Origin of the sequence: Brachybacterium timonense (assembly GCF_900258505.1) — a bacterium.
Lineage (GTDB): Bacteria > Actinomycetota > Actinomycetes > Actinomycetales > Dermabacteraceae > Brachybacterium > Brachybacterium timonense.
The window spans coordinates 1,284,952-1,304,008 of record NZ_LT984895.1 but is presented as its reverse complement, the minus strand read 5'-3'; the positions used below and the strand labels follow the sequence as shown (position 1 = coordinate 1,304,008).

Sequence of the window (19,057 nt, the reverse complement as noted above, 5' to 3'; positions counted from 1 at the left end):
CGTCCTGGGTTTCGTTCCGAGTCTCAGCAAGGAGAATCGGAGTATGCCCAAGAAGTTCAGTCCAGAGCTGCGTGACCGCGCCGTGCGGATGGTCTACGACCGTCAAGCCCGCGAGGGCGGTCCCCGTGCAGCATCGATCCGTGCGGTCGCCCCGCAGCTCGGTGTCGGCGAGGAGACGCTACGGATCTGGTGCAACCGCTACGGCCCCACCGAACCAGCCGGCCCAGCAGAGCCGCTCGAGGAGGAGAACCGTCGGCTCAAGCGTGAGCTTGCCGAAGCCCGGCGCGCTAACGAGATCCTGAAAGCCGCCTCGGCGTTTTTCGCAGCGGAACTCGACCGCCCCACAACGAAATGATCGCTTTCATCGACATGCATCGCGGTCAGTTCGGGGCCTGGGCCATCTGCCGCACCCTGCGTGCGACAGAGTGTGGGTTCATCACCTCCCGCGGATACCGTGCTTCCAAGAACAGGAAGGCTTCCGCACGCAGCGTTCGGGACGAGATCCTCATAGAGGAGGTGCAGCGGATTCACCAGGAGAACTACAGCGTCTACGGGGTGCGGAAGATGTGGCACGACATGCGGCAGGAGGGAAGGGACGTGGGCCGAGGCCGGGTGGCGAGGCTGATGAAGGTTGCAGGCCTTCAGGGGGTTGGCCGAGGTCGCAAGCCCGTTGCCAGGCGTCCCACGGCCGGAGAGGATCAGCGTCCCGACCTTGTGGAACGGAGGTTCGTTGCGGACCGACCGCAGCAGCTCTGGGTTGCCGATATTACCTATGTCCGGATACTCACCGGATTCTGCTACGTCGCGTTCATCACCGATGTCTTCAGTCGCAGAATCGTCGGTTGGGCGGTTGCGGCCACCCTCCACACGGAGCAGCTGCCATTGCTCGCACTGGAACACGCGCTCCTCGCCACCGGGGCGAGCAGGAATGGAAGCGGACTGATCCATCACTCCGACCGGGGCAGTCAAGGCGGATTCAATCGGTGGTTGCAACACCGGTGTTGTCGAGTGAGTGTAGCTGGTCGGCGAAGACCTCAGCGGGAGTTCTCCAGCCGAGGACTTTCCGGGGGCGGTTGTTGAGCGTGTATGCGACGGCTTCGAGCTCCAGTGCGCTCCAGCGTGTGAGATCTGTGCCTTTCGGGAAGTACTGACGCAGAACCCCGTTCGTGTTCTCGTTCGTCGGGCGCTGCCACGGCGAGTGGGGGTCGGCGAAGTACACCTGAGTGCCCGTCTCGAGCGAGAATTGCGCGTGATCGGAGAGCTCTTTGCCACGGTCCCAGGTCAGCGTCTTGCGTAATTGGGCCGGCAGGTTCGTGATTGACGAGGTCAGCGCCTGGGCCATCGCGCCGGCCCCGTAGCCAGCCAGGGCCGGACCGTTCTTCTCTCGGGGCTGCTGGCCGTAGCCAGGCAGGCGGGGCAGGTGCACCAGTATCGTCGTGCGGCTGCTGCGTTCGACGAGGGTGCCGATCGCAGATCGGTTCGTGCCGATGATCAAGTCGCCTTCCCAATGGCCTGGCACCGCCCGGTCAGCGGCTTCGGCCGGCCGCTGGGAGATGACGACGTCGGCAGTGACGTGCCCCTGGGGCTTATTCCGCGTCCTTGCTCTGGGCTTGCGCAGTGATCGACCGGTCCGCAACGCGGCGACAAGTTCACGCCTGAGCGCTCCGCGCCCTTCGATGTAGAGGGCCTGGTATATCGCTTCGTGACTGATCCGCATGCTCTCATCATCGGGGAACTCGACCTTGACTCGCTGAGCGATCTGCTCCGGGCTCCACGCCAGAGACCACTTCCGGTCGCCCCGGCGCGGCTTGTTCCGGCCCTTCCACTCCGCCACCTTGGGTCCGTCGACACAAGTTCCGTCGGGCAAGCGCAGGCACCCGTCCAGGCGCTGTTGAACGTACTCGCGCAATCTTGGGTTGCTTACGAGCTTCGCGGTCTTCGGGCGACGGGCAAGCAGTTCGGCCTTCCACTGTGCGACCGAAGCCCGATACTCGAGCTTCCCACCCCGAGTCGCCGCATTCCGGCGGAGCTCTCGTGAGATCGTCGAGGCATCCCGGCCGAGCCTGCGTGCGATCTCGCGGACACCAAGACCACCGGAGTGCATCAGCGCGATTTCTGGCTCTTCGCGAACGAGGGTGTAGTCGGGTGAGCGCGTGGGTGGCCGGGTAGGGGTCGAGGTCTCCCGGATGATGGAAGTTCTTCACGCTCGCCATCCCGAAAGACCTCGACGTGCTCCACTCTACTTTCGCGACCCCTGACCTGACCACGGTCTGCCGCCTGGATGAACTCGGACTCGAAGCGGTCGGCCAGCTGATCGGGCGGGACCGGGCGATGATCGAGTGTCGGCCGGTCGAGGTGGACCCCTGGTGTCGGAAGTGCGGGGCGGAGGGCGTGTCGCGGGACACGGTGACGCGTCGACTCGCGCATGAGCCGTTCGGGCATAGGCCGACAACGCTTCTGGTCCGGGTCCGCCGCTACCGGTGCGCGCATTGCCGACGGACGTGGCGGCAGGACATGACTCGCGCCGCCGCGCCGCGAGCGAAGATCTCCCGCCTTGGCGTGGAGTGGGCGCTGCGGGGCATCGTCATCGACCACCTCACCGTGACCCGTGTGGCGGCGGGTCTCGGGGTTTCCTGGAGCGCGGCGAACACTGCGGTGCTCGCGGAGGGCAAGCGTCGACTCATCGGCGATCCGGGTCGGTTCGACGGGGTGACCACGATCGGGGTCGACGAGCACGTCTGGCGGCACACCCGCCTCGGTGACACGTACGTCACCGTGATCATCGACCTCACCCCGGCCCGCGACAAGACCGGCCCCGCGCGGCTGCTGGACATGGTCGAGGGTCGTTCGAACGCGGCGTTCAAGCAATGGCTCGCGGCGCGCCCGCCCGACTGGACCAAGCGGACCGAAGGCGTCGCGCTGGACCGGTTCGCAGGCCTCAAGACGGCCGCCGCCGAAGAACTCCCCGACGCCGTCCCCGTCATTGACCCCTTCCCCGTCCTCCGCCTCGCCGGCCACCCGCTGGACCACTGCCGACTCCGAGTGCCGCAGCACACCGTCGGGCATCGCGGCCGCGCCGGTGACCCGCTCTACAAAGCGCGCCGCACCCTGCACACCGGCGCGGACCTGCTCACTGAGGAACAGACCGCCCGCCTGGAGGCTGTGTTCGCGATCGAAGAGCACGTCGAAGTCGAAGCGACCTGGGGTATCTACCAGCGCATCGTCGCCGCCTACCGGGAACCCGACAAGAAGAAGGCCAAACAGATGATGCACGCCGCGATCGATGCGATCACCACCGGCGTCCCCGCCGCGCTCGTAGAGATCCGCCGGCTCGGCCGCACCATGGGACAGCGCGCCACCGACATCCTCGCGTTCTTCGATCGCCCCGGCACATCGAACGGGCCAACAGAGGCGATCAACGGCCGACTCGAACACCTCCGCGGCTCCGCGCTCGGCTTCAGGAACCTCACGAACTACGTCGCGCGCAGCCTGCTCGAAGCCGGAGGCTTCAGACCCCACCTACACCCTCGTTCGTGAAGAGCCCGATTTCTTCACGCTCGGCGAATGACAGGTACCGTCCACCTGGCGGGGACAACGTGATCGTCGGCATGACGCCACCTTGACGGAACCAGCGGGCCCCGACCGCGGGTGACACGCCGATCGCCGCCGCCGCATCCTCGGACGAGGCCCCACTGGCGATCCGCACCCAGAACTCTCGCTCGATGCTCCGCCTGCTCGATGGGGCCCCGGGCGAGATCATCGGATTCCTTCCCGTGAGCTCCTTCAACCATCCCGCTGGACGACCCATGACCACCCTCTCTGACAGGGTGTTGCAACGACCAGTTGAATCCGCCCCGCGAGCGCGCTAGCCAGGTGGCAACACGTGATCCGGAGTCGAAGTTAGGGAGCGCCGGTCGTGGCCAGTTGACGTCCCAGCACCCTCGACCGCGCTGATGCAGCTTCACGAGCGCCGCGACAAGGGCCTGGGGCTCCGGAGCTCCAAGTTTCACGGGCAAGTACTCCTCAACCTCGGCCCAACGCCCGCCAACTCGTGCGACGCCGTCAGAGTCTCCACAGAGAGGCGCAGCCACCCGGAGTCCCCGTGCGCGAAGCCGCCGCCGGAGTTCGCGCACTGCTCGCAACCGAGCAAGTGATTCCCAAGGCCGGTGGACGCGCACCAGAGCGGTAACTCCACCTTCATTCGTAATCTTCACGTTAAGGTTTACCGACCCGCCGAGGTCCTCAAAACTCAGCCCGGGCCCAAGCCAGTCCTGGATGCCCCGAGGTACAGCAGGGTCGTCAAGCGTTGCCCTTGGCCCGAGCACGGGCAACTCGTCCGCCGCACCGTTCCCGAACGACTCGGCAGCACTGCTGGGCGCAGCGGACCACTGCGAGTCGTTCTCGGACAGATCCAGTCTGATCACCACGCGCCTTTGCCCCAAGTGTGCGGTGCCTCACAGGCTTTGGGTGCCCCGCAGACTACGCCAGATTGGCGACAGTTCGACTCTCGGAGCAAAGAGCGCCGGGTGCCGCTGTGGCCAACTTGGCCGTCAACCGGGCTTCGAGCTGCACGAGGGCCTGATCGACGATCGATGCGACCGTCGCGGCGAGGTTGGTCTGCGCTCCGGCGAGGGAGACGTACGCGACGTCCGCCAGGTTCGTCAGCCCGTGGACGAGGTGGCTGTACTGATCGGGCGTGTCGTCATTGAGTGCAATGACCATGGATTTACCCATGGCGGACGCCCAACCCAACTCGATGGCAGTCCCTGCGCTCTGGATCAACTCTCCCTCGGCGTTGGTCGGCCACAGCGCGACGTAGACATCACATTCTTCCATCCAGGCCCAGTCGCGCAACGATACCGAGGCTGGAGTGAATTACGATTGATCGGCGGCACCAAATTCTTCGGCTACGTGTGCAGAAAAGACACGCACTCCACGGCCACCGAGTTCTGTGATCACTGCCGAAATAAGTCGACGCAGCTCCGTATTAAACGAATCGCGATCCATCGCGTGCTGTATGGGACCTCCGACGAAGATCGCAGGGTGATTTTCTTGGTTCTCCTGCATTCTTGTACTCCTTCATAATAGCCAAAGTCGCGAGAAACCTCTTGCCATCGAGTGCGCTACGCCGCCTTCCTATAGATCATTGACGTGGTACGCGATCCACATCTCCCGAAAGAGACCATCGCTTTGCGAAAGGGTCGCCCAATCTCCGTCCTGCGCGACAACACCGTCCGACATCACCAAAACCCGCTCCGCCTCTTCCGCAGTGTGGAGACGATGTGCGACTGAGATGATCGTGACGCCGCTCAATGCGTCCATCAGTGCCTTTTCGACCCTACGGGCCAGACGTGCCGGCAGATCCGAAGTGGCTTCGTCGAGTATAAGTATTCGTGGCTGAGAAAGGATAGCTCGCGCGAGAGCAATCTGTTGTTTCTGTCCCGCTAGAAGTTCTAGACCGCCGATAGAAATGTTCTCATCCATGCCATCGGCCAATTGATATACCCAATGCGCCTCAACCAGATCCAGGGCGGCGACAATCTCTTCATCGGAGGGCATCTCCCGCGCCGTCATCACCAAGTTGTCGCGGATTGACCCGGTGAAGACGTGGCTCTCCTGCGTGACGATAATGGAGAATCTACGAAGAGTAGCGGGCGAGTAGTCGGTCACGTCTACGCCACCGATGCGAACCGCGCCCGCGCCTGCCGAGTCGAAGCCGGCTAGCAATTTCGCCAGCGTCGACTTTCCCGAGCCGCTCGGCCCGACGAGCGCGACGCGTTGACCCTGCGGTACGGCGAGCGTGACTGCCCGGATAGCGGTCTGTCCGCCAGGGTACCCGTAGCGGTCGATCTGGCACTCGAGGCGGTAGTCCGGCGGTCGCCTGTTCTCCGTCCCGTGTGTCATCTCCGCCTGGCGGACACCACGGAGTCGTGCCAACGAGGCGGTCCCCACCTGCAGCGACTCCAACCACCACAATAGCTTGTCCACGGGCGCGACAAGGCGTTGTGTGTAAATCGCGGCTGCGCTTACGACACCAAGCGTCGTATTCCCTTGGGAGTATAGGTGGCCGCCTAGAAGTATGACGCCGACTAGGGGTATAAGGTACCCAATGTCGACCGTTGGATACCACACTGTCCTCAGGAACAGTGTGTACCGCTTGATCGAAAAGACATCGCGGATAGCATTCAGCAAGTGGACGCTTCGTGCACCTCGTTGTCCCATTACGTGTGCGGCCTCAAGGTTGACCGCAGTTTCCTTGAAAGATGCGTTCATCCGGGAAAATGCCGCATTCTCCCGAAGGTATGCGGACGGCGCTCGCTGCAAGTACCAACGCGTGCTCACCACCACGACCGGCACGACGGCAAGCGAGGCGAGCGCCAGAATAGGCGATAGGATGATCAGCGCTCCGGTCGTGAGGACGAGCGACGTTATCGCGGTGAGGGTCTCGGGGATTCCGAATCGGATACAGCGGTCCAGGTTAGCGACATCCCGTATCATTCGTGTGGAAAGGTCTCCGGAGCCAGCTCGTTCAATTTTAGTAACGTTTGCCCGAAGTGCGCTGCCCACGAACTCCTCGCGCAACTGTGCAAATACGTCTTCCCCGAGCCTCCACGAGGTCGCCCGCGCCACCGCGAATGCTGCGGCCTGTCCTAGAAGGACGATGAAAAGCCAGATGCCGAGACTGTCCACAAAATCGGCATCCCGCCCCTGGGAGGCGCCGTCGATCAGAGCGCCCACGATTCTCGGGATGACTAGTGCGGCTCCGACGGAAAGTGCGGTGAATGCGACTAGCACGACAAGTGCCCGCCGACGACGCATGAATAGCTCAATCCCGTAGCGCAGTGTCTCTTGGCGGCCAGCTACGGGTAGCGCATTCGTGTGCATGCCCTGTGCTTCCTTATAACGCACTGGCTACTCCTCCCGCCGAATAAGTGACCGATAATCGGCGTCATTACGCAGTAATCCCTCGTGAGATCCACGAACTGCTCGCTCGCCGTCGCTGCGGATGAACAGGACCTCGTCCGCCACTGCAAGGAGGGGTGGGCTCATGCCGACGATGACCGTCGTGCGCCCACGGCGGAACTCCCGTACGCGCCGAGCGACCAATGACTCGGTTGTCGCGTCGACCGCTGAAGAGGGGTTGACCATGATAAGGAAATCGGAGTCGGTCAATAGCGCCTGAGCAATCAGGATTCGCTGGCGCTCACCACCGGAAAGGTTTGATCCTCGTTCCTGCAGGACCAGGTTGAGCCCCTCCCCGCGCCGCTCGAGGATGTCCGTCGCTGCGGCTGCTTCGAGGGCGGCGAAGATCTCGGCGTCCGAGCGTGTTCCCCCGGGATCGAGTTGCGGCCGGAGGGGTCCAGCGAACAATCGGAGACCCGAATGGGTGAGCAATGTCGGCCGGGGGGCATAGTCGCTCAGGCGGGCTTGCTCTTCCACAGCGCGACCAACGGCGAGTGCCTGATCCGGTGTGCTGGGCGCGATCACTGTGAACGTTCTCGGGGTGGCCAACTTGACCCCGCGAACGCCAAAGCGCTCGCCTCGACCGACAGCACCTGTGGCTGCGTTCGGACTGCTGGAGAAGCCGGTCGGGTTGAGCAGGTGCAGTGCGGCATTGATGCGTTCAGCGGCGACGAGGCCCCTTGACCACTGGTCGAGGAAGCTGGCGGCGATGCCGATCGGTGTCGCGATGAAAGCCGCGTAGGCGTAGAACGCGACGAGGTTGCCGGCGGTGATCTGGCCAGCGAGCAACAGGTGCGCGCCGACCCACACGAGGACTACGACGAACAATCCTGGCAAGAAAATCTCGGCGGTGCCGATCACTGTCTCGATCTTGGACGCTTTGAGTCCCGCCCGCCGCAACTCCTGGGAGGAACGCCCGTACCGCTCCGCGAAGACCTGCTCGCCACCAACCCCCTGTAGCGCCCGCAGCCCGTCTGCAAGATCGTTCCCGAGCATCGTTACCTTGTCGATATACGAGCGGTACACCTGCTGTCGACGGCGCAGCGGACGGAGGAGCGGTGTCAGCGAGAGGATCATGAGCGGTGCACCGAACAGGACGATCAGCCCGAGCGTAACGGACATGTTGAAGACCACGACCGCAACGATCGCGAGTGCAAGCAGTGCGCCGACAACCCTCGCGCTCCCGTCGATGGCGATGCCGATGCGGTCTAGGTCTGTGGTTGTGATCGACGTGGCGTCATTGTCGCTCAATCGGGCGTCATTACGCCAGCCCTCCCGATCGTCCAGTTGTCGCGACGAGAGCAGCTGCAGCAATCGGGTGCTCGCGCCGAGTGAGTTCTGCATCGACAGCCGGTGCCGAGCAATGTGCGAGCCGGCTTCGACGACACCGAGCGCTAGTAATGCAGCACAGGAACGGAGAAGTGCAGTGCCGTCGTCCTGTGCGACCCCACGATCGATCGCGTTACCCAGCGCCGCGGGTATGAGCGCCCCGGCGCACATCCAGATCACGGCCATGAGCACGGCACCGGCAAATATGATCCCCTGCTGGCCCATCAGCCACAGCAGGAGGGAACGCGGTGAGGACGTGTTCGGTTCACCGAGACGCGTTAATGGGAGCTGCCGCATGACGTTTCACCTCCCTCCCAGCACGCGACGGTACCCGCAGCTATAGGGATGACTACCTCGAGCATCGTTGTCAAGCGCCCTCGACTTGGTCTCCCCAGCTGTGCGCCCAGAATGTAAACGCGTGCGTGTCCTCGTCGCCGAAGTACTCGACCCAGTCCTGCTGGCGGAAGTCCTCGATCGTACGCAGCTGGTCGAGGCGGTCGGCATGACCATCGAGTCCCCATGACACTGGGTACAGGTATCGCGGTGGGAGCAGGGTCACTGGGCCAGAACTCGTCGGGTGAACCGCATGACGATCACACCACTCGTCAAATGCCTTCGATTGCTCGCCGGACTGCTCCCGGGAATGCTGTCGCTCCAGCCATTCGACGGCATCCAAAAGGAGCATCGGGCCCGAAGCTTTTTCCGGCCACTGTTCTTCCTTCCGTTGGCTGGCCAGGAACAATGCCACTGCCCAGAGTTCGTGTCCGCGGACCGCCGAGTACATGAACGCGTTCGGAACCCGATTCCTCGGCCGAAGTCGCAAATTAGGCATCTCAACGGTCCCCAGGAGTACTTCACCGTCCACTGATAGGATCAGCGGATCGAGCGCACGGACTGCGACGAAATCAAGGTCCACGAAGAGCCCGCCGTACTCAAACAACCAAGCGTACTCAAACAGGTCAGCGACCCGAACAAAAGGCTGGAGCCGTTCCTTGATAAACCCGAATTGACGATCATGATTGTCAAGCCACGCAAGGAGCGCCGTGTCGTCGATTAGGCGATGATCCCAAGATGGGTGTTTCAACTTCCACGTGTCAACAGCCGACCTATACTGGCCGGGCAGCTCTTCGGCCTTCCATGTCTGCATTATGCTCTCAATTAACTTCATTCTGACGCCCTCGATCCGTCCAGTAAGGCGTCGATGCACTGGTCGATTTGACTTACCACGTATCGGGCAGGTGGGACGTGGGAGGGCAACGAAAGCATGTGGGCTCCTTTGCAATCACCTCCGTTGCACGGTACCGCAATGCAAGTAGCACGCCAACCCTCATGTTGGCTGAGGTCTTCTCACCAGGCAGGTCGTGTCGTGCCAGGGCGTCGAGCGGACGTTTCCCGGCCCATCGCGGTTGAGGGTGTAGTCGCTGGTGTCGGCCGATGAACGCGCAGGTCGAACGGGTATGCCGTCGCTGTGTGGTTCGCGTCGTTGTCGGTGACCAGGCGGGAGATCCGCGTGATGCCGTGCGCGGCGAAGAACACCTGGGCCCGATGGAAGAAGCCGATCGTCGTGACTGCTTTCTCGTCCTCGAGTGCTTCGGTGTAGGCCAGGCGGGAGAACCCGTCGATCATCGAGTGGAGGTAAGTGTAGCCGATCCGATGGGCGTGCTTCTTCTTGTCCTGGGCGGAGCCGCGGCCGTGGGCCCACCAGCCGCCGCCGTCACGGAGCGTGCCGATCTTCTTGACGTCCATGTGGACCGTGTTCCCGGGATAGCGGGCGTTGATCTTCCCGGGTTGACGGAGGTCCTGCCCGTCCGGGGTGGTGTCTCGGATCCGATTCAGGCCCAACTGATCCAGCCAGCGCGTCACCGTCCGCACGCAGCACCTCATGCCGTGGCCGTCGGCGAGTTCACCGGCGATCCTGCGGGCGGACCACTTCTTCGTTCGTCGCCACTGCTCGATCAGCTCGAGTGCCCAGACCGGCAGCCGGGCCGGTCGGTGAAGCGCCCTGGGTTTCGTTCGGTGGTTAGACGGTCGCGGGCGCGGTCGTCGTGGGGTGAGTGTAGGACGCTTCGACGCTTGCTGGGGTGCGGTAGTCGAGAGCTTCGTGGAGCCGGGCCGTGTTCCACCAGTGGACCCATCCCATCGTGGCAAGCTCGACCTCGCTGACCGACTCCCAGATCCGCTTGGAGTAGACCAGCTCCGCCTTGTAGAGGCCGTTCACGGTCTCGGCCAGCGCGTTATCGTAGCTATCGCCGACGGTGCCGACAGACGCTTTCACACCTGCGGCAAGAAGAGCGTCTGAGTAGGCGAGAGAGATGTATTGGGCGGATTCAACTGGTCGTTGCAACACCCTGTCAGAGAGGGTGGTCATGGGTCGTCCAGCGGGATGGTTGAAGGAGCTCACGGGAAGGAATCCGATGATCTCGCCCGGGGCCCCATCGAGCAGGCGGAGCATCGAGCGAGAGTTCTGGGTGCGGATCGCCAGTGGGGCCTCGTCCGAGGATGCGGCGGCGGCGATCGGCGTGTCACCCGCGGTCGGGGCCCGCTGGTTCCGTCAAGGTGGCGGCATGCCGACGATCACGTTGTCCCCGCCAGGTGGACGGTACCTGTCATTCGCCGAGCGTGAAGAAATCGCGCTGATGCACTCCGGTGGTCTTGGTGTCCGCGAGATCGCACGCAGGCTCGGCCGGGATGCCTCGACGATCTCACGAGAGCTCCGCCGGAATGCGGCGACTCGGGGTGGGAAGCTCGAGTATCGGGCTTCGGTCGCACAGTGGAAGGCCGAACTGCTTGCCCGTCGCCCGAAGACCGCGAAGCTCGTAAGCAACCCAAGATTGCGCGAGTACGTTCAACAGCGCCTGGACGGGTGCCTGCGCTTGCCCGACGGAACTTGTGTCGACGGACCCAAGGTGGCGGAGTGGAAGGGCCGGAACAAGCCGCGCCGGGGCGACCGGAAGTGGTCTCTGGCGTGGAGCCCGGAGCAGATCGCTCAGCGAGTCAAGGTCGAGTTCCCCGATGATGAGAGCATGCGGATCAGTCACGAAGCGATATACCAGGCCCTCTACATCGAAGGGCGCGGAGCGCTCAGGCGTGAACTTGTCGCCGCGTTGCGGACCGGTCGATCACTGCGCAAGCCCAGAGCAAGGACGCGGAATAAGCCCCAGGGGCACGTCACTGCCGACGTCGTCATCTCCCAGCGGCCGGCCGAAGCCGCTGACCGGGCGGTGCCAGGCCATTGGGAAGGCGACTTGATCATCGGCACGAACCGATCTGCGATCGGCACCCTCGTCGAACGCAGCAGCCGCACGACGATACTGGTGCACCTGCCCCGCCTGCCTGGCTACGGCCAGCAGCCCCGAGAGAAGAACGGTCCGGCCCTGGCTGGCTACGGGGCCGGCGCGATGGCCCAGGCGCTGACCTCGTCAATCACGAACCTGCCGGCCCAATTACGCAAGACGCTGACCTGGGACCGTGGCAAAGAGCTCTCCGATCACGCGCAATTCTCGCTCGAGACGGGCACTCAGGTGTACTTCGCCGACCCCCACTCGCCGTGGCAGCGCCCGACGAACGAGAACACGAACGGGGTTCTGCGTCAGTACTTCCCGAAAGGCACAGATCTCACACGCTGGAGCGCACTGGAGCTCGAAGCCGTCGCATACACGCTCAACAACCGCCCCCGGAAAGTCCTCGGCTGGAGAACTCCCGCTGAGGTCTTCGCCGACCAGCTACACTCACTCGACAACACCGGTGTTGCAACCACCGATTGAATCCGCCTTGACTGCCCCGGTCGGAGTGATGGATCAGTCCGCTTCCATTCCTGCTCGCCCCGGTGGCGAGGAGCGCGTGTTCCAGTGCGAGCAATGGCAGCTGCTCCGTGTGGAGGGTGGCCGCAACCGCCCAACCGACGATTCTGCGACTGAAGACATCGGTGATGAACGCGACGTAGCAGAATCCGGTGAGTATCCGGACATAGGTAATATCGGCAACCCAGAGCTGCTGCGGTCGGTCCGCAACGAACCTCCGTTCCACAAGGTCGGGACGCTGATCCTCTCCGGCCGTGGGACGCGTGGTAACGGGCTTGCGACCTCGGCGAACGCCCTGAAGGCCTGCAATCTTCATCAGCCTCGCCACCTGGTCTCGGCCCACGTCCCATCCCGCGTGCCGCATGGCGTGCCACATCTTCCGCACCCCGTAGACGCTGTAGTTCTCCTGGTGAATCCGCTGCACCTCCTCTATGAGGATCTCGTCCCGAACGCTGCGTGCGGAAGCCTTCCTGTTCTTGGAAGCACGGTATCCGCGGGAGGTGATGAACCCACACTCTGTCGCACGCAGGGTGCGGCAGATGGCCCAGGCCCCGAACTGACCGCGATGCATGTCGATGAAAGCGATCATTTCGTTGTGGGGCGGTCGAGTTCCGCTGCGAAAAACGCCGAGGCGGCTTTCAGGATCTCGTTAGCGCGCCGGGCTTCGGCAAGCTCACGCTTGAGCCGACGGTTCTCCTCCTCGAGCGGCTCTGCTGGGCCGGCTGGTTCGGTGGGGCCGTAGCGGTTGCACCAGATCCGTAGCGTCTCCTCGCCGACACCGAGCTGCGGGGCGACCGCACGGATCGATGCTGCACGGGGACCGCCCTCGCGGGCTTGACGGTCGTAGACCATCCGCACGGCGCGGTCACGCAGCTCTGGACTGAACTTCTTGGGCATACTCCGATTCTCCTTGCTGAGACTCGGAACGAAACCCAGGACGCTTCAAGGGACTTGACCACGGCACCTTCGATGCCGGCATGAGATGCCGGGATGGGGAGACCTCCCCCTCGCGCAGCCCCGCCTTGTCCTCCTATCGTGGACCTGTATTCGACAGCCATAGGCCGGAGGCGGCGAACCATGGCACCTTTCTGGGGCGCCCCGACGGACCAGCTGCGAGAGACGGGGACCTTGTTCTCGGCGCACGCGCTCAGTCACGAAGAACTGTTCATCGCGCTGGACGGCATCGTCCTGAACCGCTCGCACTGGTCAGGACCCGACGCGGACTCCTTCCGCACCCACTACTCCGCGACGGTGCGCCCGTCGGTGGACGCGCTCCACACAGACGGCCTGATGTCGTCGAACGCCCTCGGCTGCTGGGACAACCGCGGGGATGAGCGCAGCGGTCGGCGGGGAGAGGGACGTGAGAACACCCCGCGCAACGACGGCGATGAGTCCTACGACCCGGACGAAGAGAGCCCGAATGCCCAGTACGGGACGCCCGGTCCCGTCGAGCATCTGGACCACTTCCTCGACAACACCGCCGAGGACTACGACGCCGACGTGGACGACCTGATCGCCGATCAGCCGGCGTTCGCGCAGAAGGCGCGCTACGAGGTCGACACGCAGGTCAACTTCCGCGATCGATACAACTGGGACGGCGGCAAGTCGACCCAGACCGGCCCGATCCGGGTCACCGATGAGAGCCTTGCGGCGATGCACCGTGCCGGCATTGCACGCGAGTACAACCTCCTCGGCGAGTCCTCCTCCCAGCACACCGAGGGAAGCGTCCTGTGAGCCGGCGCCGCTTCCTGCACCTCACCGCCGTCACTGCTGCAGGTGCCTTCCTGAGCTCCTGCGGCCCCGTGTCGAAGGAGGACACCCCGATGGACGCCGACGAGATCCTCTCCGCCGCCGGATTCAGCGCACCGACAGTGGAGACGGCCGTGACGGACGGAAAGCTGAAGGATGGCGAGAAGTGGAGCAAGGTCGTCACCTTCTCCGGTCCGAGCGAGGAGGTCGAGGCCTGGATCGCCGAGAACTTCGACAGCGGAATCCAGTCCGAGGCCTACAAGGACGACATGGCCACGGCGGTCGAGCGGCTCGGACCCGGCGTACAGAAACAGGGCGACAGGTTGGCCTCTGGCGTTGAAGGCAGTGTGGCGTTCGTCGTGGTGGTCGGACAAGGCGAGAACCCTGAGGTGCACGTGGCGGTGCGGCGCACGGGGCGCTGAGCGCCGCACCGCCCAGCTCGTCCGCCCCGACAACCTCGACGAGTGCCCACCTCCCGCCGCTCCACCACCACCCGCCGCCGCAGGTCTTCGCGCCGCCGCTCCGGGGGCTCCTCCCGCCACGCCCCGCGCGAGCTTCCCTTCGTCGGTCCCGGCGAGCGGCTGTGGAGCCTCGACGTCCCCTACGGCACGCTGGTGGAAGGCGCCTCCTGGCATCCGGCGGTAAAGATGCACGTCCACGTCGGACGCACGCTGCCGGACCACCTCAAGCCCTACTCCCCCGGCCCGCACACCCTCGGCCGTTTCCTGGAGCATCTCCACAACCCCGACTCCCTCGCGCCGGTCCCCGAGCCGACCGAGGGCTTCGAGCCTCGGCAGAACCAGTACGAGGCAGCCGACGCGATCGCGGCCCGCGCGGCGGTGGGCGGGCGGATGTTCCTGCTGGCCAACGAGCCGGGCGTCGGCAAGACGATCTCCGCCGTACTCGGCGCGAGCGCCGTCGGCGACCTGCGCGGCGCGGAGCGAGTGCTGGTGGTCGCGGACCGGCCGGCGGCGATCCGATCACTTAGCGCCTGCGGGACTCAGGGATCGAAGCCGCGACGATCTTTGGCCGGGACCGCTTCGACATCGAGGCCGAGCGGCTGCGCTTCCGGACCGGGGAGGCGAAGGTGTGCGTGTTCACCACCGTCGCCTCGATCAGCCTCCACACCGGCGAGATGCTTCCCGGTGGGCGGCGGGCGAGCACGGTGCCGCGCGTCGGTGTGTTCCACCGGGCTCGCTTCCCCGGCATCGCAGGTCGGCAGGTTACCGGACGCACCCATCGCGACCACCAGGTCTCCCCTAGGCACATTGCCTACGCCGAGAACACGGGCGAGGAGCAGGTCTCCAAGGTGATGGTGGAGCGGATCGCCGCCTCCGACACCGTCGGCGGAGACACCGAGAGCCTCACCGACGTCGCGCAGCTGCTCGGCGCGGACTGGCTGCTGGCGGCGAGCCTGTCGGAGGGCAGCGCCTGACGGGCTGGCCCGCTGTGCGCACTACCCCGCGACTCTGCGCGCTCAGCTGAACAGGCGCAGGATCAGTAACGGCAGGCGCCACAGGAGCTGCGCCACGCCCGCGATGAGGTCGAACAGCTCCAGGAACAGGGACGTCCGTTCGCTCCGGGAGAATCGTGCTCGTCCCTTGCTTCGCCGTCCCATCGCTGCTCCGCTCCCCCACGACGGATCGGCGCCGCCGGACGCGGCACCATGGCGCGGGCCACCCTATGCCGGGAGCAGGTCTACGGTGGATAACGCACACCGTCCCCGCACCCCAGGAGTCACCCGCCCATGCCCTGCACCACCCTGCTCGTCGGCCGCCGTGCGAGCGCCGACGGCTCCCCGCTCATCGCCCGCACCGAGGACTCCTCAGCCGGGAGCTTCGATCCGAAGCGGGTCGTGGTGGTGCGGCCCGAGGACCAGCCCCGCACCTACACGTCCGTGCTTGGCGGGCGCACGATCGAGCTGCCCGAGGAGCCGCTGCGATACACCGCCGTCCCCAACGCCCTGCCCGACGAGGGGTTCTGGGGCTGCGCCGGGATCAACGCCGCGAACGTCGCGATGAGCGCGACCGAGACCCTCACCTCGAACCCGCGCGTGCTCGGCGCGGACCCGCTGGTGGTGCGGGACGGCGAGACGCCCGGCGGCTTCGGCGAGGAGGACTTCCTGACCCTCGTTCTGCCCTACATCCGCTCAGCCCGCGAGGGCGTCCAGCGGCTCGGCGCGCTGCTGGAGGAGCACGGCACCTACGAGATGAACGGGATCGCGTTCGGCGACGCCGAGGACATCTGGTGGCTCGAGACCGTCGGCGGGCATCACTGGATCGCACGGCGCGTACCCGAGGACCACTACGCGACCGTCCCGAACCAGCTGGGCCTCGACTCCTTCGACCTCGCCGACGCCGAAGGGCCCGGCCGAGACCATCTGGCGAGCCCTGACCTGCGCGCCTTCCTCGCCGAGCATCACCTCGACCTCACCCTGCGCGAGGACGGGCAGGGCGCGGACGTGTTCACCCCGCGTGAGGCGTTCGGGTCCCACACCGAGCACGACCACGTCTACAACACGCCCCGCGCCTGGTACATGCAGCGTACCCTCAGCCCGCACGCCGAGGACTGGGATGCGGGCCGTCCCGGCGCGAGCCCGGACTCCGACGATCTCCCGTGGAGCCGGCGCCCCGAACGCCTCCTCACGGTCGAGGACGTGAAGGACGTGCTCAGCTCCCACTACCAGGGCACCGTCTACGACCCCTACTCGCCGCGCGGCACAGTTGCGGAGCGGCGCGCCTTCCGCCCCATCGGCATCAACCGCCATAACGCGCTCGCGATCCTGCAGATCCGCCCCGACCTGCCCGAGTCGCATCGGGGCCTGCAGTGGATCGGCTTCGCCTCGCTCCCCTTCACCACGCTGGTGCCGATGTTCACGAACGTCGACGCGGCGCCCGAATACCTCACCACCACCGACAGGACGGTCAGCACTGACAGCTTCTACTGGAGCTGCCGGATGCTCGCCGCCCTCGCCGACCCGCACTACCATCATGTGATCCCGCTGATCGAGCGCTACCAGCAGCGCACCCAGGCGCTCGACCGCGCCGCCGTGCACGAGGCCGACAGGCAGGCCGCCGGGGCCGGTTCGGCCGCAGAGGTCCCTGCCCTGCTCGAGGCGGCGAACACCGAGATCGCCGAGAAGATCCGGGAGGCGACCGCGGCGCTGCTGGGGCAGGTGCTGTTCACTGCGAGCGACCGCATGACTAACGGGTTCCACCTCTCGGACGAGTGAGGTCGAGGCAGGTCCCCTAGACTCGCGGTGAGAGCAGCATGCGAGCTCAGACATCAAAGGCGCAGATCCGCGAGGTATTCCCAATGTTCACCAAGCTCCGGCTCCAGAACTTCAAGAGCTTCGGGGACACTTCCTTCGCTTTGGACCCGTTCACGCTCCTGATCGGGTCCAACGCGAGCGGAAAGTCGAACGTCCGCGATGCCCTGCGGATCCTTCATGGCGTAGGGCGCGGCTATTCGGTCGCCGAGATCCTCGGGGAGAAATGGGCCGAGGGCGGCGTGCGGGTGTGGACCGGGGTACGCGGCGGCGCCGGCCAGGCAGTCCGCTATGGCGCCGACGACGGCACGTTCGAGATCGACGCTGAGTTCACCGTCCCCAGCAGCTCCGACCCCGCCAAGAGCATCCCGATGAGGTACCGGATCTCGATCGAGGCCACCGGCAACGCGCCCGCCATCGTCGGCGAGGCTCTGTGGGAGAAGTCGAAGTATGTCTTCGAGACCCATCCTGAGGGGATCGGTCTAGGTGCCGGAGCCGCACGACGCACCCTCAAGGCCCGAGTGCGTTCGCGCGGCGGCCGGCCTCCCGAGCAGATATTTCTCACCGATCGCCCGCTGCTCACTCAGGTGCTGGAGCCGGGTGCCACGTCTCAGAGCAACCGGGACGCCGCACGACGCGCCCAACAGTTCCTCGGAGCGATGCGATTCCTCGATCTCGATCCGGATGCAGCGCGCCGCAGCAGCCAGCGCGGCATCACCACGCTCGGCGACCGCGGCGACAACCTGTCCTCCGTGCTCGCCGCCCTCTCCGAGACCGAGACGGCGCGAGAAGTCCTCACCTCCTGGATCCGCGCCCTCACCCCGATGGATGCAGTGGACCTCCGCTTCGAGGACGACCTGAACGGCAACACGCTCGCCGTGCTCCTCGAGGGCAACGGGAACGAGACGCCGTTGACTTCCGCATCCGATGGCACCGTCCGCTTCCTCGCGATGGTCGCGGCCATGCTCCACGAATCCTCGCCCCGGGTGCTCTTCTTCGAGGAGCTGGAGAACGGCATCCACCCTCATCGGGTGGATCTTCTGCTCGACCTCATCGAGACCAGCGTTCGCGAGAGCGCGGCCCAGGTGATCGCCACCTCCCACTCCCCGCAGCTTCTCGAGCACGGGTACCACGCGGAGAACGCCCGCCCCGTGCTCATCGCGCGGTCCCAGGACGGGAACAGCAGCGCATGGGACGTCAAGAGCGAGAAGAGCATCACCGAGGTCATCGATCAGGATGATCTCTCCGATCTGATGAGCGACGGCTGGTTCGAGGACATCGCCGCCCTGACGGGTGATGCCAGTCCCGAGGAGGCGCAGTGAGTTTCAACGTCGTCGTGATCCCTGAGGACAACCGTCTGGACTCCTACATCCTTGCTCCCGTGCTGAAAGCAGCGCTGGCGCACGTCGGCAAGCCGAATGCCACGCTGCGCATGGTCTCCAGACCTCACCCGCGAGGCATCGACACCGTCCTCACGATGCCCTTCTTCGAGCAGGTGGCGCGTCGCTATGGCACCGCCGACCTCTTCCTGTACTGCATCGATCGTGATGGCAGCGAGAGCAACGACGTCCGTCTGAGCTCGACGGTGCAGAACGCCTCGGAGAGGATCCGCAGCGCGCAGCACGTCGACGGCCGCACCGCCCATCAGGAGCTTGAGGTGTGGGGGCTCGCCGGCTGCGACCGTTCCCTGCTCTCGGACTCCTGGGCGACGGTCCGCGCTCACCGCGACCCCAAGGAGGCGTACTTCGATCCGGTCGCCGAAGCCATGGGTGTCCACCGCGGCCCGGGGCGGGGCCGTGAGCACATCGGTCGCCTCGCCGGAGCCGCCTACAGCCGGGTCAGGCAGCTCTGCCCTGAGCTGCAGGAGGTCGAGACGATATTCCTCCGAGCAGCCAGCTGACGCTCCTCACCCCTTCAGCCCCGAGTGCGCGAGCCCCTCGATCACCCG

The 19,057-nt window shown here is 65.2% G+C and carries 18 protein-coding genes and 3 pseudogenes; 10 read left to right on the top strand and 11 right to left on the bottom strand.

All coding sequences use genetic code 11. The annotated features are described in order from the left end of the window. Positions 1-43 precede the first annotated feature (43 nt). Together C8271_RS05690 and C8271_RS14455 are read left to right on the top strand one after the other, a co-directional pair. Positions 44-355: a transposase gene (locus C8271_RS05690; RefSeq protein WP_106506479.1), complete on the top strand. Its 312-nt coding sequence runs from the start codon at positions 44-46 to the stop codon at positions 353-355. Further along, complete coding sequence (locus C8271_RS14455) at positions 352-1,080, top strand: IS3 family transposase (RefSeq protein ID WP_106506487.1); 729 nt, start codon at positions 352-354, stop codon at positions 1,078-1,080. Before C8271_RS05690 ends, C8271_RS14455 begins: the two co-directional genes overlap by 4 nt. Here C8271_RS14455 and C8271_RS05680 read toward each other — a convergent pair. After that, a pseudogene (locus tag C8271_RS05680) lies at positions 977-2,170 on the bottom strand (IS30 family transposase); the annotation flags it as partial. The gene C8271_RS14455 and the pseudogene C8271_RS05680 overlap by 104 nt on opposite strands. A 59-nt stretch (positions 2,171-2,229) precedes the next feature. Between C8271_RS05680 and C8271_RS05675 the strand changes: the two are divergent. After that, positions 2,230-3,537 carry an ISL3 family transposase gene (locus C8271_RS05675; RefSeq protein ID WP_106506486.1) on the top strand — a complete coding sequence of 436 codons (1,308 nt, stop codon included), beginning with the start codon at positions 2,230-2,232 and terminating at the stop codon, positions 3,535-3,537. Here C8271_RS05675 and C8271_RS14120 read toward each other — a convergent pair. The 7 genes and pseudogenes from C8271_RS14120 to C8271_RS14450 form a co-directional block, all read right to left on the bottom strand. Next, a pseudogene (locus C8271_RS14120) lies at positions 3,518-3,787 on the bottom strand (IS30 family transposase); the annotation flags it as partial. The gene C8271_RS05675 and the pseudogene C8271_RS14120 overlap by 20 nt on opposite strands. Before the next feature lie 692 nt (positions 3,788-4,479). Then, a complete protein-coding gene (locus C8271_RS05660) occupies positions 4,480-4,854 on the bottom strand; it encodes a nucleoside 2-deoxyribosyltransferase (protein WP_138774531.1) in 375 nt (124 codons plus the stop codon). Between the two features lie 282 nt (positions 4,855-5,136). Further along, a complete protein-coding gene (locus tag C8271_RS05655) occupies positions 5,137-6,885 on the bottom strand; it encodes an ABC transporter ATP-binding protein (protein WP_138774530.1) in 1,749 nt (582 codons plus the stop codon). 27 nt (positions 6,886-6,912) lie between these two features. Next, a complete protein-coding gene (locus C8271_RS05650) occupies positions 6,913-8,589 on the bottom strand; it encodes an ABC transporter transmembrane domain-containing protein (protein WP_106506482.1) in 1,677 nt (558 codons plus the stop codon). 70 nt (positions 8,590-8,659) lie between these two features. Beyond that, on the bottom strand, positions 8,660-9,439 hold the full coding sequence (locus tag C8271_RS05645) for a glycosyltransferase (RefSeq protein WP_170957812.1): 780 nt from the start codon (positions 9,437-9,439) through the stop codon (positions 8,660-8,662). 241 nt (positions 9,440-9,680) lie between these two features. Next, a pseudogene (locus C8271_RS05640) lies at positions 9,681-10,287 on the bottom strand (transposase family protein); the annotation flags it as partial. A 25-nt stretch (positions 10,288-10,312) separates the two neighbouring features. Further along, entirely contained in the window at positions 10,313-10,744 is a 432-nt protein-coding gene (locus tag C8271_RS14450; RefSeq protein ID WP_425428186.1) for an integrase core domain-containing protein, read from the bottom strand. Between C8271_RS14450 and C8271_RS05630 the strand changes: the two genes are divergently transcribed. Next, positions 10,659-12,056 (top strand): IS30 family transposase, encoded by a 1,398-nt coding sequence (locus C8271_RS05630; RefSeq protein ID WP_425428177.1) that lies wholly within the window; start codon positions 10,659-10,661, stop codon positions 12,054-12,056. The genes C8271_RS14450 and C8271_RS05630 overlap by 86 nt on opposite strands. Here C8271_RS05630 and C8271_RS14445 read toward each other — a convergent pair. Together C8271_RS14445 and C8271_RS05620 are read right to left on the bottom strand one after the other, a co-directional pair. Next, the gene (locus C8271_RS14445) at positions 11,953-12,663 is read right to left on the bottom strand and encodes an IS3 family transposase (protein ID WP_425428205.1); all 711 of its coding nucleotides are present in this window, start codon (positions 12,661-12,663) and stop codon (positions 11,953-11,955) included. The two genes, C8271_RS05630 and C8271_RS14445, sit on opposite strands and share 104 nt — an antisense overlap. A 14-nt stretch (positions 12,664-12,677) precedes the next feature. Continuing rightward, a complete protein-coding gene (locus C8271_RS05620) occupies positions 12,678-12,989 on the bottom strand; it encodes a transposase (protein ID WP_106506479.1) in 312 nt (103 codons plus the stop codon). A 180-nt stretch (positions 12,990-13,169) separates the two neighbouring features. Here C8271_RS05620 and C8271_RS05615 point away from each other — a divergent pair, with 180 nt between their 5' ends. The 3 genes from C8271_RS05615 to C8271_RS14115 all read left to right on the top strand — a co-directional run bounded on the left by C8271_RS05615 (position 13,170) and on the right by C8271_RS14115 (position 15,276). Continuing rightward, positions 13,170-13,826, top strand: coding sequence for a hypothetical protein (locus tag C8271_RS05615; RefSeq protein ID WP_106506478.1), 657 nt, complete (start codon positions 13,170-13,172; stop codon positions 13,824-13,826). After that, positions 13,823-14,263, top strand: coding sequence for a twin-arginine translocation signal domain-containing protein (locus C8271_RS05610; protein WP_106506477.1), 441 nt, complete (start codon positions 13,823-13,825; stop codon positions 14,261-14,263). The genes C8271_RS05615 and C8271_RS05610 overlap by 4 nt, the downstream gene beginning before the upstream one ends. A 671-nt stretch (positions 14,264-14,934) precedes the next feature. Then, the gene (locus C8271_RS14115) at positions 14,935-15,276 is read left to right on the top strand and encodes a hypothetical protein (RefSeq protein WP_245920944.1); all 342 of its coding nucleotides are present in this window, start codon (positions 14,935-14,937) and stop codon (positions 15,274-15,276) included. A gap of 42 nt (positions 15,277-15,318) precedes the next feature. Here the strand turns inward: C8271_RS14115 and C8271_RS13845 are convergent, their stop codons facing one another. Beyond that, positions 15,319-15,459 (bottom strand): hypothetical protein, encoded by a 141-nt coding sequence (locus C8271_RS13845; protein WP_170957811.1) that lies wholly within the window; start codon positions 15,457-15,459, stop codon positions 15,319-15,321. Between the two features lie 129 nt (positions 15,460-15,588). Between C8271_RS13845 and C8271_RS05600 the strand changes: the two genes are divergently transcribed. From C8271_RS05600 to C8271_RS05590, 3 genes are read left to right on the top strand one after another with little or no spacing between them, the layout of a single operon-like run. Continuing rightward, positions 15,589-17,073: a C69 family dipeptidase gene (locus C8271_RS05600; RefSeq protein ID WP_106506476.1), complete on the top strand. Its 1,485-nt coding sequence runs from the start codon at positions 15,589-15,591 to the stop codon at positions 17,071-17,073. 38 nt (positions 17,074-17,111) lie between these two features. Further along, positions 17,112-18,431 carry an AAA family ATPase gene (locus C8271_RS05595; RefSeq protein WP_106506475.1) on the top strand — a complete coding sequence of 440 codons (1,320 nt, stop codon included), beginning with the start codon at positions 17,112-17,114 and terminating at the stop codon, positions 18,429-18,431. Beyond that, entirely contained in the window at positions 18,428-19,009 is a 582-nt protein-coding gene (locus C8271_RS05590; RefSeq protein WP_106506474.1) for a hypothetical protein, read from the top strand. The genes C8271_RS05595 and C8271_RS05590 overlap by 4 nt, the downstream gene beginning before the upstream one ends. Positions 19,010-19,057 lie beyond the last annotated feature (48 nt).